17 protein-coding genes are annotated in these 13,537 nt (G+C 70.3%); 2 read left to right on the forward strand and 15 right to left on the reverse strand.

Features of this window, described 5'->3' with window-relative positions; translation table 11 throughout:
- Positions 1-42 precede the first annotated feature (42 nt).
- From HS104_33145 to HS104_33180, 8 genes are all read right to left on the reverse strand, one after another.
- A complete protein-coding gene (locus HS104_33145) occupies positions 43-1,311 on the reverse strand; it encodes a hypothetical protein (GenBank protein MBE7484800.1) in 1,269 nt (422 codons plus the stop codon).
- Positions 1,312-1,321: 10 nt separating this feature from the next.
- The gene (locus tag HS104_33150; GenBank protein MBE7484801.1) at positions 1,322-2,374 is read right to left on the reverse strand and encodes a proline dehydrogenase; all 1,053 of its coding nucleotides are present in this window, start codon (positions 2,372-2,374) and stop codon (positions 1,322-1,324) included.
- Positions 2,375-2,767, reverse strand: a complete 393-nt coding sequence (locus tag HS104_33155; GenBank protein MBE7484802.1) for a hypothetical protein — start codon at positions 2,765-2,767, stop codon at positions 2,375-2,377.
- Between the two features lie 50 nt (positions 2,768-2,817).
- Positions 2,818-3,366: a hypothetical protein gene (locus HS104_33160; protein MBE7484803.1), complete on the reverse strand. Its 549-nt coding sequence runs from the start codon at positions 3,364-3,366 to the stop codon at positions 2,818-2,820.
- The gene (locus HS104_33165) at positions 3,363-3,929 is read right to left on the reverse strand and encodes a hypothetical protein (GenBank protein MBE7484804.1); all 567 of its coding nucleotides are present in this window, start codon (positions 3,927-3,929) and stop codon (positions 3,363-3,365) included. Before HS104_33165 ends, HS104_33160 begins: the two co-directional genes overlap by 4 nt.
- Positions 3,930-4,000: 71 nt before the next feature.
- Complete coding sequence (locus tag HS104_33170) at positions 4,001-4,519, reverse strand: hypothetical protein (GenBank protein ID MBE7484805.1); 519 nt, start codon at positions 4,517-4,519, stop codon at positions 4,001-4,003.
- 82 nt (positions 4,520-4,601) lie between these two features.
- A complete protein-coding gene (locus tag HS104_33175; protein MBE7484806.1) occupies positions 4,602-5,612 on the reverse strand; it encodes an AraC family transcriptional regulator in 1,011 nt (336 codons plus the stop codon).
- Positions 5,613-5,686: 74 nt separating this feature from the next.
- Positions 5,687-5,899: a (2Fe-2S)-binding protein gene (locus HS104_33180; GenBank protein ID MBE7484807.1), complete on the reverse strand. Its 213-nt coding sequence runs from the start codon at positions 5,897-5,899 to the stop codon at positions 5,687-5,689.
- A gap of 123 nt (positions 5,900-6,022) precedes the next feature.
- Here HS104_33180 and HS104_33185 point away from each other — a divergent pair, with 123 nt between their 5' ends.
- Positions 6,023-6,232 carry a hypothetical protein gene (locus tag HS104_33185; GenBank protein MBE7484808.1) on the forward strand — a complete coding sequence of 70 codons (210 nt, stop codon included), beginning with the start codon at positions 6,023-6,025 and terminating at the stop codon, positions 6,230-6,232.
- Positions 6,233-6,280: 48 nt separating this feature from the next.
- Here HS104_33185 and HS104_33190 read toward each other — a convergent pair whose 3' ends face one another.
- The 3 genes from HS104_33190 to HS104_33200 form a co-directional block, all read right to left on the reverse strand.
- Positions 6,281-8,107: an IS66 family transposase gene (locus HS104_33190; GenBank protein MBE7484809.1), complete on the reverse strand. Its 1,827-nt coding sequence runs from the start codon at positions 8,105-8,107 to the stop codon at positions 6,281-6,283.
- A gap of 96 nt (positions 8,108-8,203) precedes the next feature.
- The gene (tnpB, locus tag HS104_33195; protein MBE7484810.1) at positions 8,204-8,560 is read right to left on the reverse strand and encodes an IS66 family insertion sequence element accessory protein TnpB; all 357 of its coding nucleotides are present in this window, start codon (positions 8,558-8,560) and stop codon (positions 8,204-8,206) included.
- Positions 8,557-8,892 carry a hypothetical protein gene (locus tag HS104_33200; GenBank protein MBE7484811.1) on the reverse strand — a complete coding sequence of 112 codons (336 nt, stop codon included), beginning with the start codon at positions 8,890-8,892 and terminating at the stop codon, positions 8,557-8,559. The genes tnpB and HS104_33200 overlap by 4 nt, the downstream gene beginning before the upstream one ends.
- Here HS104_33200 and HS104_33205 point away from each other — a divergent pair.
- Positions 8,891-9,268 carry a hypothetical protein gene (locus HS104_33205; protein MBE7484812.1) on the forward strand — a complete coding sequence of 126 codons (378 nt, stop codon included), beginning with the start codon at positions 8,891-8,893 and terminating at the stop codon, positions 9,266-9,268. The two genes, HS104_33200 and HS104_33205, sit on opposite strands and share 2 nt — an antisense overlap.
- Here HS104_33205 and HS104_33210 read toward each other — a convergent pair.
- From HS104_33210 to HS104_33225, 4 genes are read right to left on the reverse strand one after another with little or no spacing between them, the layout of a single operon-like run.
- A complete protein-coding gene (locus HS104_33210) occupies positions 9,238-10,149 on the reverse strand; it encodes a DUF952 domain-containing protein (GenBank protein MBE7484813.1) in 912 nt (303 codons plus the stop codon). The genes HS104_33205 and HS104_33210 overlap by 31 nt on opposite strands.
- 5 nt (positions 10,150-10,154) lie before the next feature.
- A complete protein-coding gene (locus HS104_33215) occupies positions 10,155-11,204 on the reverse strand; it encodes an acyl-protein synthetase (protein ID MBE7484814.1) in 1,050 nt (349 codons plus the stop codon).
- Entirely contained in the window at positions 11,201-12,550 is a 1,350-nt protein-coding gene (locus HS104_33220) for an aminotransferase class III-fold pyridoxal phosphate-dependent enzyme (GenBank protein ID MBE7484815.1), read from the reverse strand. Before HS104_33220 ends, HS104_33215 begins: the two co-directional genes overlap by 4 nt.
- 22 nt (positions 12,551-12,572) lie before the next feature.
- Positions 12,573-13,469 (reverse strand): GGDEF domain-containing protein, encoded by an 897-nt coding sequence (locus HS104_33225; protein ID MBE7484816.1) that lies wholly within the window; start codon positions 13,467-13,469, stop codon positions 12,573-12,575.
- Positions 13,470-13,537 lie beyond the last annotated feature (68 nt).

Raw genomic sequence — 13,537 nt, forward strand, 5'->3', positions numbered from 1 at the left:
GGCCCTGCCTGGAGCGATACGGCGAGCCGGTGGACGTCACCGCTAGAAGACGCCGCCGACGCCGACGTCGAATGCGCGCGCCTCGACTGGCATTTTGGGCGGCGCGTTGGGATTGGTGGGCTCGATCTCGACGCGCGACCCGCTATTCACGATCAGGAGGATCCCCGGCACGGTCAGGCCGATGCCCACGGGGAGCGTGATCAGTCCGGCGGTGAGCATGCCCCCGCCGTCGTCCTTCGACGCTCCGACCGAGATCAGCGCGGCGCCCGTCAGGATCCCGATCCCGCCGAAGGTCGTCATCACGATGCCGCCGGCGAGCTTGCCCGACTTGGTGGGGTAGGCCCGCGCGTCGAGCTTGTCGCCCTTGCTCTGGTGCTCGCGCAGGTCGGGCATTTCGATGCGCTCGTTGCGCTCGTACCAGGCCTTCTCGTGCACGAAGGTGAAGGGTACGGCGGGATCGACCCAGCGCGAACAAGGTGTGGCGCAGAGCTTCCGGTCGTTGATGTTCACGTCGTACTGGTGCTCGGGATTGCCCGACAAGAAGTTCACCTTGACCGAGCCCGCGGGCCCCCGATCCGCCAGCTCCTTCGGCAGCGGCCAGAGGAACACCTGAATCGGCGAGCGGCACTCAGCGTGGGCGGACTCGTCGGTGGACTCCTTGCAGGTGTCGGGCGTGCCCGCCTCGCGCAGCACGGACTCCGAGCTCTGGCTGCCTGCCCCGGTCGTTCCCACACCGGTGACGCCGACTCCGCCCTTCGCGCTCACGCTCCCGCCCGCGCGGAGCTTGAACGCCCCGATGCTCAGCGCGCCGACGATGTGGCTCGCGCCGGTGCAGGTTGCGTCGTCGGCGACGTGCTTGTCCCAACCGCGGAGCTCGAGCTGCCCGGCGATCGTGGTCTGGACCGCGAGACGCCCGCTGCGCTCCAGCTCGCCTTCGAGCGAGACGGCGCCCAGCGGCAGCTTCGCGTAGAGCTCGTCGGCGTCGTGGATCTCGACGACGTCGGTCGTGGTCGTGGTCCGCCGCCAGCCGTAAGCGCCGCGCACGCGGCACTGCGGCAGGAGCTTCATCTCGCAGCCGGAGTAGCTGACGACCACGCCGCCCTCGCGCAGGCGCGCCTCGAGGTTGGCCTTCTCGGACGCGGGCCACTCGGTGACCAGCGGGTTCTCCGAGCTCGCGGCGACCTTGCACTTGGCCTGCCCGCCGGGTGCTTCCGGCGCTTTCGCCTCGAGCGCGCCGCCGCCGCCCGTGAACGGGTTGCCGCACGCGGCCAGGCCGAACACCCCGCACAGCGTCGCCCAGAGCCTGGTCACGCCGGCCATTCTACACCGAGCGCGTCACCTGGTGCGCGAGCGCCCGGGAGCGCCGGTCGACCGGGCCGTCGAAGCGTGGTCGCTGCATCTGCCCCAACAGGGAGAGTCGAGCCTCTGGCAAGAGGCGCGAGGCCGTGACGCCCAGCCCGTCGAGGCTCGTCACCCCCACCGCCGCCATCGAGGCGGCGTGCGCCGAGAGCCACTCGAGCTCCGAGCCCGAGCGAACGACCACCAGGTTGCGGCCGGCCGGGGCCGGAAGCAGCCGCGCCGAGGTGTCGTCGAGGGCAACCCAGCCCGGTCCGGCAGCGAACACCTCGCCGGCGTAGGTCAGGGCTTCGCGCACGCGCACGCCCTCCGCCCGCTCGTCGTCGTCGAGGCGTCCGAGCGGGATGCGCTCGGCAGCCCGTTCGAGCTCGAGCGCCAGCGCGCGCGCGAGCACGCGAGCTTCGTCGCGCGTCCCGGTGATCACCGCCACGCGTGGGCTCAGGCACCCGCGCTGGTCGAAGGGCACGATGTCCCGCGCGAGCGCCAGCGCCGCAGCGCTCGGATCGCCGGCGACTAGGGCGACGCCGAACCCGGAGCCGTGAGCGTGCAGCACTACGCCGTCCGGCAGCGCGCGCTCGAGCTCGGTGAGCGTGACGTCGGTGCCGTAGGCCCAGAGGTGATCGCCCGCGCGAGGTGCCAGCGTCTCGGTGAGCTGAAACGTGCCCGAAGCCTGCTGCAGTAGCCGTGCGAACACCGGTTCGCGGCGTGAGACGCGCACGAACACGTCGTCCGACTGAGCCAAGGCCAGCGCGATGGCGCGCAGCGGCGCCGAGAAGACGTTGGCGGCGAGCAAGACGTGCACGCGCGGCGCAGCCTCGACCGACGCACACAGCGCGCGGAGGTCCGCTTCGCTCGGCTGCGTCTCGAGGACCTCGGTCAGGGCGAGCTCGACGTTCTCCGGTGACAGCCCGGTGCTCTCGGGCAACAGCGCGCGCGCCTCGCGTCCGAGCGGGTCGCCGGGATCGGCCAGCCGCCGCGCGGCCGCCACCAGGGCGCGGACGCGGTCCTCGGGGGCCACTCAGAGCTCCTCGCAGCCCGACGCTGCGAAGGAAGAGGCGGCCGCCTGCGCCCGCTCGCGCTCGCAGGCGTCGCGGGTCGCGAAGCAGAGCGCATAGGGCGGGTTCGGCTGGGAGGCCTCGGTCGCGTAGCAGAAGGCAGTGCGCCGCTCGACGCACGGCGGGAGAGGCGGCGACCCCGTGGGCGTGCGCGCGGTGCGCGGGTAGGTGCAGACCCGGGCGCAACGCTCGTACACGCACTTGAAGCCTTCCCCTGCGGGGACCAGGGTGCGGGGCTCGAGCACCACGGGCGTGATGGGCGGCGGTGGGGAGGCCTCCGCGGGCTCCGGGGCCACGGATTCGGCGTCGGCGCTGGGCGGCACGGACGCCTGACGACATGCTGTCGCCAGCGCCATGGCGAAGAGAGTGAGCCGCGTTCGTGGCACGCGATCGATTTCTATCACACTCAGCTGTTCTGAAGCGCCTCCACCCGGGCGCGAAGCTCGACGATCAGCGGCTCGACCCCGTCGCCGCGCCCGTGCCGAGCCAAGGTCAGCTCGGTGGCGAGCATCTCGGCCAGCTCCCGCACTTCGTCGAGTGCCGCACGGTCAGCGTCCTGCAGCGCCACGAGGCGGGTGACGCGGCGAGCCGGCCCCGCCGACGCAGCGAGCTCGCCCTCGATGGCGTCGAGCCGACCGCCGATGCGGTCCACCGCCTGCAAGATGGCCTCGGCGTCGCGCGCCGTCAGCGCGCCTTCGAGGTCGGTTCCTCGTACGGCGTCGCGCGCGCGGGCGACCGCAAGGGAGATCCCTTGCACCGCTTCGCGCTCGCGCCGCGCGGGGCCGCGCTCGCGGGCCGGAGCCAGCGCGAACGGCAGCCAGAGCGGCCAGAGCGCGAACGCGGCCGCCGCCGACCCGACGCTAGCCCAGCTCCGAGGCCTCGAGCGGAACAGCACCAGCGCCGCCGCGGCGAGCCCGGCCGTCAGGTAGGCCACCACGAGCGCGCCGGGGGTCATGGCCGGCGATCGAAGAGCGCGCCGACGATCCCGCCTTCGACGCGACCGTGGGCGAACACGGGGACCGCTGTGTCGCGTGGATCGCCGAGGAATGGCCGCAAGAGCCAGGCGCTCTGCACACCGACCGCGCCGAACACAGCGATGAACGACAGGAGCGCACCGATGCGCCCGGGCGCGTCGCCGAGCGCGACCAAGAGCAGCCGCAAGCCGGAGAGGCCGCCCAGCGCGTAGCCGCCGAGGGCGAGCAAGCGCAGGGGCTCGTAGCCCACGCCCGAGCTCGCCGCGAGACCGAGCGCCGGGGACAGCGCGAAGAGTACGAGTGAGGAGCGCGCGCCGGCCGCGAGCATCAGCGCGAGCGTGGAGCGAAAGCCCCAGCTCCGGCCGAAGGCCGACGCCAGCACGTAGAACGCCGGGCCAGCGACCGCGAGGGTGAGCAAGGTCACCCCGGGCAGCTTGAGCGCGGCGAGCAGCGCTTGACCGGCACCGCGGAACGAGCCGGCGGCGGCGCCGAAGGCCAGACCCCCGAGCACGATGGACGACAACGAAAGGCGCGCGACGTTCACGCGTTCACCCTCATCCAAGCACAGCGCGACCGCGCGGACCGGCGAGCGTAGAAGGCTGCTCAGGAAATTCATCAGCGCCCACCTCCCAGCGCCGGCAGGACTAGCCACCACACGCGGGCCGTCAGGAGCGCCAGGAACGGCACGAACACCCAGAGAAACAGCCGCGGTACGCCGTCCAGGGCTGCGCTGAGCGCGCGCACGCCCATCGCGCTGCCGAGCAGCAAGCCGAGGGTCGCGAACGACGCGGCGGTGACGTGCGACTCGGCGGTGACGCAGAGGAGCAGCGCTGCCGGAGAGAGCCCCGCGAGCACTCGGCCCGCGACCGCGACGCCGTCCGCGACCGCGACCACCGCCGCACGCGCGTCCACCTCCAGATCGGCGTGAGCGACCCCGATGCACAGCGCGGGAGTCCCGAGGCCCACGGCCACCGCGAACCCGAGCGGCACTCCCGCCGCGTGCAGCGCCGCGGCGCCGAGACCATGACGCACGGCGATGGCGGCGCCGAACGGCGCTGCGAGCGCCAGCCCTTTGGCAGCTCGCTCCAGGGACCAGACCAGCTCCGACGATCCGCCGACGGCGTGTGTGCTCATGCGCCGACCCTAGCCAGCGCGCGTGCAGCGGGTTTGGCGCTCGCGAGGAGCCCCCGTGGAGAGCTCGTGGTGTCGGCCGCGCTCAGGCGCGGGCGCGCCAAGCGTTCGGCGTGGTCTGGGTCCAGCGCTTGAAGGCGCGGTGAAATGCGCTGGGCTCGGAGAATCCGAGCAGGAAGGCCACCTCCGACAGCGGGATGCGCTTGTCGCTGACGTAGCCGCGCGCCAGCCGCGCGCGCGTCTCGTCGAGCAGCTCGCGGAACGACGTGCCCTCCGCCTCGAGGCGCCGGCGCAGCGTGCGCTCGCTGGTGGCCAGACATTTCGCCACCTGCTCCAGGTTGGGGACGCCTTTCTGCAGCTCCTCCGCGATGATGCTGCGCAGCCGATCGAGCGGCGCTGCCTCGTCTCCCCCGCGCTTCTCCAGCGCCTGGCTCGCGACGGAGCGCAGGTACTCGCCGAGCTGCGCGTCTGCCTTCGGCAGCGGCAGCGCCAGGTCCTCGGGGCGGAGCACCATCGCGGTGTCGGTGGCCCGAAACTGGACCTTGCAGCCGAAGAACGCGCGGTGGGCCGCGGGGTCCTTGGGCCCGATGTGAGCGAAGCGCACCTCCACCGGAGTGAGGTGCTCCTGAGTCAACACGCGCGCTCCGTTCAGAAGCTCCGCGAGCGTAGCCTCCGTCGCGAAGCGCAGGCCCAGGCGATCCTCGAACTTTCTCCGGTAGACGACACGGAGCGTGCCGTCGCCCTCGAGCTCGATGCCCGGGTCGTCGGTCCAGAGGCCCAGGAAGCGCACGGCGTGGCGAACGGCCTCACCCAGCGTCGCGCTGTTCATCGCCACGAAGCCGACCAGCCCGTAGTCTCCGGGCGAGTAGCGCTCGGCGCCGAGCATCGCGCCGTCGGCTCGCGGATCGACGGCGAAGACGGCCTCCCACAGCGCGTGGAGCTGCTGGAGCGGGATCCGCGCGTCCTGGTCGGCGACGAGCGCCGGGTCGATTCCCGCCTGCAGAAGTAACGGCAGCGGATCGCGCCGCCACTCCTCAGGGCCGCTGGTGAGCTTGCGAATGGCCCCGCTGGCGATGGTGGGCTGCTTGGCCCGCACAGCCACGAGGCTAGGCCGCTCGCGGGGCTTTTCAAGATCACAGTGCAGTGGACCGCGCGGCCAGGCCGCCGAGCTCACGCCGCCGGCGCTTGCACCCCCGGCGCCGCGTCGCGGTCCGCCTCCCGGCGCTGGTGGAGTTGGATCAGATCTTCGATCAGCGGGTGACAACCACCGCAGCCCGTCCCCGCACCGCACGCGCGCCCCACCTCTTCCACGCTGTTCGCGCCGGACTCACAGGCTCCCAGAACCTCGCGGTGACAGACTCGACGGCAGTGACAGACCAGCACGACGACCTCGTTGACAGGAGCGTAGCATCTTGATAATGACTTTCAATATCAAAGTGGCGCCCCGGGAAATCAAGTGAATACCGGCATTTCGCCGATGGGGTAGGCTGCATGCAGGGAGGTCAGATGAAGGGCGACCCGGAGATCATCGAGCTCTTGAACGACGTTCTGAGCGCGGAGCTCACCGCCATCAACCAGTACTTCGTGCACGCCAAGATGTGCGCGAACTGGGGCTATCCGCGCCTGGCCAAGAAGAAGCGCGAGGAGTCCATCGAGGAGATGCACCACGCCGGTATCCGGAGCACGGACCCCGTTCTTGAGGAACGGATCGCGTGACGCGATATTCGCGGCGTGACCCAGCAGGCGAAGTCGGTTCGGAGGCGCCTACTCGGCCGCGTCAGCCAGTGCGGGCGGGACGGTGATCGTGCCGAGCTCAGCGTCGAGCTCGCCGGGGACGAGGCGCGCCCGCGTTGCCGCCCAGTAGGCGGGAGCGAGCTCGAGGTAGCGGTCGCGAGGCCAGTACGGCATGACGCGGATGATCTCGGTCAGATAGCGCTCGGGATCGAGGTCGTGGAGCTTGCAGCTGGCGATCAAGGAATAGAGGTTGGCGGCGGCGTGGGCGTGATCGTCGGAGCCGAAGAAGAGCCAAGCCTTTCTGCCGGTGGCGACGATCCTGAGCGCGCCCTCGCTGTGGTTGTTGTCCATGCGCAGCCTGCCGTCTTCGAGGAAGCGGCGCAGCGCGAGCTCCTGGCGCAGGACGTAGCCGAGGGCCTTGTTGACGAGGCCCCGCTCCTCGGTCGCGGGCCCGGCTCGAGCGCGTGCCCACTCGAAGAACTCGGCGACGAGCGGCTCGAGGACGGTCTTGCGTCTCTGCCGGCGCGTCGCTGGCGGCAATGTGTTCCAGCTTTCGTCGAGCTTGTAGAGCGCACGGATCCGGAGCAAGCCCTCCCGGCCGATGGCGAAGCCGCTGACAGCAGCGTCCCAGAAACGCCTGCGCGCGTGGCTCCAGCAAGCGACCTCGCTGGGCGCATCATTCGGGTCTTCGACGGCGTCTCCGCGGAACAGCGCGTCGTAGACGGCGTGCGCGTCCGCTTGAATGTAGCCGGAGAACCCGCGAAACATGTCGCAGACGGCAGCGCTCGTGTGCTTGGGCTGGTACTCGAAGAAGACGTGCTTCTTGTCGGCCAAGACGACGAAGAAGTGACCTTTCCTACAGGACTGCCGCCGCCCATCCGCAAGTGGCTCCGGGCGGATCGCGACTCCGGTGGCGTCGGTGGACAGACAGAACGCGTTCTTGCGGGCATCTTCCGCGCACGCGAGCACGATGGCGCCGAGGCAAGCCCCGACTTCCTCGATCGAGCGCGCCATGGTGGCGCGATCGAGGTCGATACCGTCCGCGGCGAGCTGCTCTTCTTGACGGAAGTACGGCATGCCGAAGCGGAACTTCTGGACGATGATGTGCGCGAGCATGGTCGGCGCGAGCAGGCCCCGCCGCACGAGCAGCGGAGGCAGCGGGGCCGTGATGATGGTGAAACGAGGCCCGTCCTGCTCGATGACCGTGGTGTCTTCGGGCGAAGGCGCGGGCACGGGCTGCGGGACCGCGACCTTGTACTTGGCCCGCGCGAGTACGACCCGCACGGACCCTGGGCGCTGGTAGCCGAGCTTGTAGCTCAACTCCCAGTCGATCGGAGCGGCGCCGCTGGCCTCGAGCTCGAGGTCACGGATCTCGATGCGCCGCTCGGGAAGATCGGCTTCGGCTAGGTTTCTTCGGCCTTTGGGCTTGGGCCGCGGCTGGGCCGCCGGCTTGCCCGCCGGACGCGAGCCGACGGGCTCCGGAGTTGTCGATGGCGCATTCTCGGTGTCCGTGGCCGGCGTCCCTGCGTCCGCAGCAGTATCGTTTCCGAGCTTCGCCGCGAGCTCGTCGAGCTTCTGTTTGGTCTTCTCGAACTCCATCTCGAGCTGGGTCGAGTCGACGCGCTCGGCTTTGGCGATGAAGATTCGTCGGCGCAAGAGCTCGAACTGCTCCATGAGCTGGCGGTAGGCGCGCTTCAGGTTGTCGCGCTCCGCGATGACGCCGGTGAGTTGCTCGCTCGTGGCGGCAAGCTGGTCGCTCGTGACGGCGAGCTCGAGACGCATGCGATTCACCAGCGCCTCGAGCTCCTGCACGCGCTTCGACGGCGTCGATGACGACTCTGCTTGAACAGCGCTCACGCAGAATCAGCTCCTACCGAAGTAGGAGTGATCTGTCGAGTGCGAACGCAAAGAAAATGCGAGCGACGCGCACCCCGACGCGTCGCTCGCGACGAGTCAGTGGATGCGCATGCGCGAACGCGGCGCCCGCTTCGGCGTCTCTGCCAGGTCCACGCCGTCGAGCAACGCGTCGAGCAGCGCCTCGTCGAGCTCGACGTGCCGCGCATCCGGAGAGCAGGACTCTGGAAGGCGAAACACTCCACGGTCCAAACGTTTGTAGAACAAGCACATCCCGGAGCCGTCGAAGAACAGCACCTTCACCGCGTCGCGCCGCTTGCCGAAGTAGATGAACATTGCACCGCAGCGCGCCTCGTACCCGATGCGCTCCAGCGCTGCTCCGGCCAGCCGATCGAACGACCAGCGCATGTCCACCGGCTCGAGGGCCACGAAGACCTGCACGCCGCGCGGGATCATCGTGCACCTCCGAGCGCCCGAACCACGTCCGCGAGCAACTCGGCGTCGAAGCCCCGCGCGACCGAGATTCGGGCGCCCGAGACCTCCACGACCATCGCCTGGCCCGCGGCCGGTGCTCGCGTCCGCCGAACGACCCGAGCCAAGCGAATCGCCTTGGCCGCTCGCGGCTTGGTCGCACGCTGGCGACCATCGGCCCGGCGCCGCAGCTCCGTCGCCCACCACTTCAGCGTCGAGGGCTTGTAGGCTCGCCCCGAGGCGAACTCCTCCGCCCCCTTGCCGCTGCTCTTCCACTCCCTGATCCGCTCAGCCCACTTCGATTCCGTCTCTGTCATGCCTCCCACTCTGCCGACTCGCGCGACCTGTCGGAAGAACGGGGTCCGTGCTCCGGATACCCACGCCGATCGCGTGATCGAGCGCATCCTGTTCCTGGACGGCGTACCGAACATGCAGCGGCTCTTCCCGGTCAGGGTCGGGGAGAATCCGATCGAGCAGCACGAGCTCGATCTGGTGGTCGAGAACGAGAACCGTGCGCGCTTGAACAAAGGCATCGCGCTCGCGGTGCAGAAAGGCGACAACGGCACGCGCGAGCTGCTGGTCTCGATCTTGAAGGACGAGGAGGAGGCCATCGACTGGCTCGAGGGACAGCTGCACGCCATCGCGCAGATCGGCAAGGAGCTCTACCTGGCTGAGCAGTTGAAGGACGACTGAGGCGGCAGCTCCATCTGTTTCGCGATGGCCGCCGCGACCTCGTCGCCCTCGAGCCAGCGCACCAAGTGCAGGCCGAGGTCGATGCCTGCCGTCACACCGCCCGCTGTCACCACGGAGCCCGCGTGCACCACCCGCTCCGTCCGCACGTCCGCGCCCAAGGCGGCCAGCTCGGCGCGTGCGCTGGCATGGGTCGTGGCCGGTCTGCCCGAGAGACGCCCCATCGCGCCGAGCAGCAAGGCGCCGGTGCAGACCGAGGCGAGCCGGCGATTTGCCGGGAACGTCGCCAGGTAGTCCAGCAGCTCACGGTCGCGGAGCAGCGGGCGCGTGCCCACGCCGCCGGGGATCACCAGCACGTCGTAGGCGTGCAGCGCCGGTCGCTGGCGAGCCACCCGGAGCTCTGCCCCCCACGACGACCATTGCTCGGGCCCGAGGGCGAAAACCTCGCAGCTGGTGGTGGGCTCGAAGCCCATGCTCGCGATGCGCGACAAGGCGTCGAGGGGGCCCACCAGGTCGAGCAGCGTCATCCCCGCGAAGGCAGCGAATCCGATGCGAGTGCCCGTGACGCGGTCCGGCTGGTCCGCCAGCGAGGCGAGCGGGATGACCCGGGTCGCATCCTCGGGGATGGCGCCGTGGACGTGCGGCATCGGCCCGCGGGGCGTCGGCGCGAGCTCGACCGGAACGTCGAGCCGGCGCGGGTCGATGGCGAGCAGGCTCAGCTCTTCGCTCGGTACGCCCCGAAAGTGGAGCCGGGCGCTCTCGAGCACGGAGTCTTCGAACGAAGCGTGGACGAAGCCCTCGTCGTCGAGCGACCTCGGCGCGTACTGCCGCGCCTCGTTCCAGACGATGGTTTCGCTCTTCACCAAGTGATACAGCCACCGCATCGGTGCTAGCTCCCGAGCAACGCTTCCACCGCCAGCGAGCACCCGCGGGGCGGTGCGCCGGGGGCGCGCCCGACCAGCTCGACGAGGTCGCCGTGGCACCGCACCAGATCTCGGGTGAGCACGGCGACGGCGCTGTCCACGTTCGCCAGGTCCACGAAGCGCGCCAGACCGACCTCGCCCTCCGGGAGCTCGCGAAGGTCCAGCGGATCGACCGCAGCGACTCGCAGCCAAGGGGGAGGCCGGTAGCTGCCGGGCTCGCGCTCGTAGAGCTGGCTCGAGAGCTCGGTCATTCCGTATTCGCCAATCACATCGGCGGGTGGGATGCCAAAGGCGCGGGCCAAGTCCGCGCGCAGGACCGCCGGGTCGATCTCACGCGTCCGACCCTTGAAGCCGCCGGTCTGCATGACGCGCGTGCCTTCGGGGACCTGGAGGCGAGCTCCGCGCAACGCATCCAAGAGGGCGACCAGCGCGAATGAAGCCGCCAGGATCAAGACCGGCTCGTCGTTGGGGCGGGCGTCGCCCAGCGCGCGCTCGAGGGCGTCGACGCGGACCCGTCCGGCCTCCAAGAGCCAGGCGTCGCGCTCGCGGCCGTCGAAGGCGCGCATGAACAGGCGCATCATGAAGCCCAGGGACGACTCGCCGGGGTCCCCCGGATCCTGCGCCAGGGCCAGCACCACCCGCGGCCCGGTGCCAGTCGGGCACAACGCGGGGCGCCCCCAAGCCAGCGCGACCTCCGCGTAAGTGGCGGTGGTGCGAAAGTAATGAGTCCCGCGCTCGTCGCCGCTGGTCCCGCTGGTCACGAAGCGCGCGACGTCGAGCTCGGGCGGGTGCACCGCGACGCGCGCCAGCCGGAAGGCGTCGCTCGGGACCGCCGGGATCTGCTCGACGCTCGAAAAGTCGCCGTGCCGCTCGCACAAACGCCGGAATCCCGGCGACCAGCGCGCCTGGAAGCGCGCGATGTCGAGCGCGAGCGCCTCGAAGCGCTCGTTGCTCGCCCCGCCCGCGAAGAGCCGCACCCGCGCGTGCAGCGCGTCGGACTCTTCGACCAGGCTCACGCCTTCGCTCCGCCCATGCAGAGCTCGAGCTCGACGGCGAACGCCTCGAGCAGCGACTCCGCGATGTTCAGCGGCGGAGTGAGCACGAGCGCCTCGCGCGAGCCGCCGCCGCTGGTGGTGATGTAGCCGACGCCGAGCAGGCTCCGCATCAGCTCGACCGCGCCGCCCGGCCGAGCGTCGAGCTCGATCCCCACCATCAGGCCTTCGCCTCGAGCCTTGGCACCTGCCGCCCGCAGGCGCTGGACGAAGCGCCGGCCGACACTCGCGGCGCGCTCCGGAAGTCGCTCGCGGGAGAGCGTGTCCAGCGTGGCGAGGGCCGCCGCGCAGGCGAAGGGCGCGCCGGCGAAGGTGGAGGTGTGCACGACCTCCGACTCTCGAGACCACGCCTGCATGACGTCGCGGCGTCCGATGCAGGCGCTGATCGGCAGCCCACCCCCGAGGCCCTTGCCCAGGCACACGAGGTCCAGAGCCACGTCGTGCTGAGCCGAGTAGAGCAGCCGGCCGGAGCGCCCGAGTCCGGTCCAGATCTCGTCGGCGACGAGCAACGCCGACGAGCGCTGGGCGAGGCGACCGAGCTCCGGCAGGAAGGCCGGCGGCGGTACCAGGCAGCCGCCACGCCCGAGGATGGGCTCCACCAGCACCGCGCCGATGTCGCCTGCGGCGAGCGCGAGACGGGCGCGTTCGATGCTCTCGTCGAGCGAGTCTTCGTCGCTGGGGTACGGCACGAAGCGCACGTGTGGATTGAGCTGCGCTGCAAACGGCGCGCGGTAGCTCTCGCGCAGTCCCAGCGCCGCGAGCGGGCCGTAGGAGAGCCCGTGATATGCGCCGCCGAAGGCGAGCACGCCCGGCTTGCCGGTGTGGAGCGCTGCGGTCTTGAGTGCGGCGCTGACGGCGTCGGCCCCGGACTGGCCCAGGATGACTTGTCCGTCGCCGCTGGGGTGGAGCTTTCCGAGCCGCTCGGTGAGCGCGATCCTGGCGTCCGCGGGGTGCACGTCCCCCAGCGCTTGCAGCAGGCGGTCGGCCTGCAGCTCGAGGACGCGCCTCAGATTCGGGTGGCTGTGCCCGAGCAGGAGCGCGCCGAAGCCCGCGGCGAGGTCCACGTAGCGATTGCCGTCCACGTCGATCACGTTCGAGCCCTTGCCCAGCGCGTACACGATGGTGGACGCGGGCACGTCGGCGACCAGACCGCCCTGCCGAGGCCTTCGCTTCGGGCCCATCGGCGCGGCGGCGTGGGTGTAGCGGAGCAGCCACGAGCGCGACTGGGGGCCCGGCGGCAGCACGCGCAGGTGTGGGAGGTCTTGCCCTGGCTCGAGCTCGGGAGGTGGCGGGATCTCGCTGAAGCTCATGGCCCCTCTGCGTGGGGGTCTATCAGTAGCAGACTCGGTTCCGTCCGCCGCGCTTCGCCTCGTAGAGCTTCTCGTCGGCGCGTTGGACCAGGTCCGTGGCCGTCTTGTCGTTGGGGTTCAGCACTGCGGCGCCGATGCTCACGGTGACCGGAATGCGTTCACCCTGGAACACGAAGGTGTGCTCCGCGACCCGAGCGCGCAGGTTCTGCGCCAGCGAGACCCCGCCTTCCAGCGGGGTCTCCGGCAGCGCGATAACGAACTCCTCACCGCCGTAGCGGGCGAAGACCTCGTCCCGGCGGATGCGGCCTTGGACGACCCGGGCGAGCTCGCGCAGCACGTAGTCGCCGGCCAGGTGTCCGTACTGATCGTTGACGCGCTTGAAGAAGTCGATGTCGAACATCAAGATGCTGAGCGGCCGATCGTGGCGGCGGGCGCGCAGCACCTCGCGCTCGAGCGCCTCGTACAAGTAGCGCTTGTTGTGGATCTGCGTCAGACCATCCACGATGGTCATGCGGTAGATCTCTTCGTGGTACTTGGCCTCGGCGTCTGCGCCGGAGAGGAACTTCAGGATGGTGGGGCCGACCTTCAGCCGATCGCTGTTGTTGAGCGGCGCCTCGCGGACGATCTGCTCCTCGTTCAGATACGTGCCGTTCGTGGAGCCGTTGTCCACGATGTACCAGCGGTTGCTGCGACGCTCGATTTGCGCGTGTCGGCGCGACACGGAGTCGCCTTCGAGCACGATGACGTTGTCCGCTCCGCGCCCGATGCCGATCTTGTTCTTGTCGAGGACGAAGCGCTTACCGAGCAGACCCGGCTCCTTGGTGTAGATCACGACGACGCAGTCGTTGCTGGAGCTCTCCTCCGGCATCGGCCGCTGCACGACCTGGGTCACTCTGGTTTTTTCGTCGAACTCGCTCACGGTGAGCTAACTGCTCTAAATCACAGCATACGCTATCCGCTCGGGGGCCGGGAGCAAGGACCGACGAA

The sequence above is a fragment of the Polyangiaceae bacterium genome (assembly GCA_015075635.1).
In the GTDB taxonomy this organism is placed as follows: domain Bacteria; phylum Myxococcota_A; class Polyangia; order Polyangiales; family Polyangiaceae; genus JADJKB01.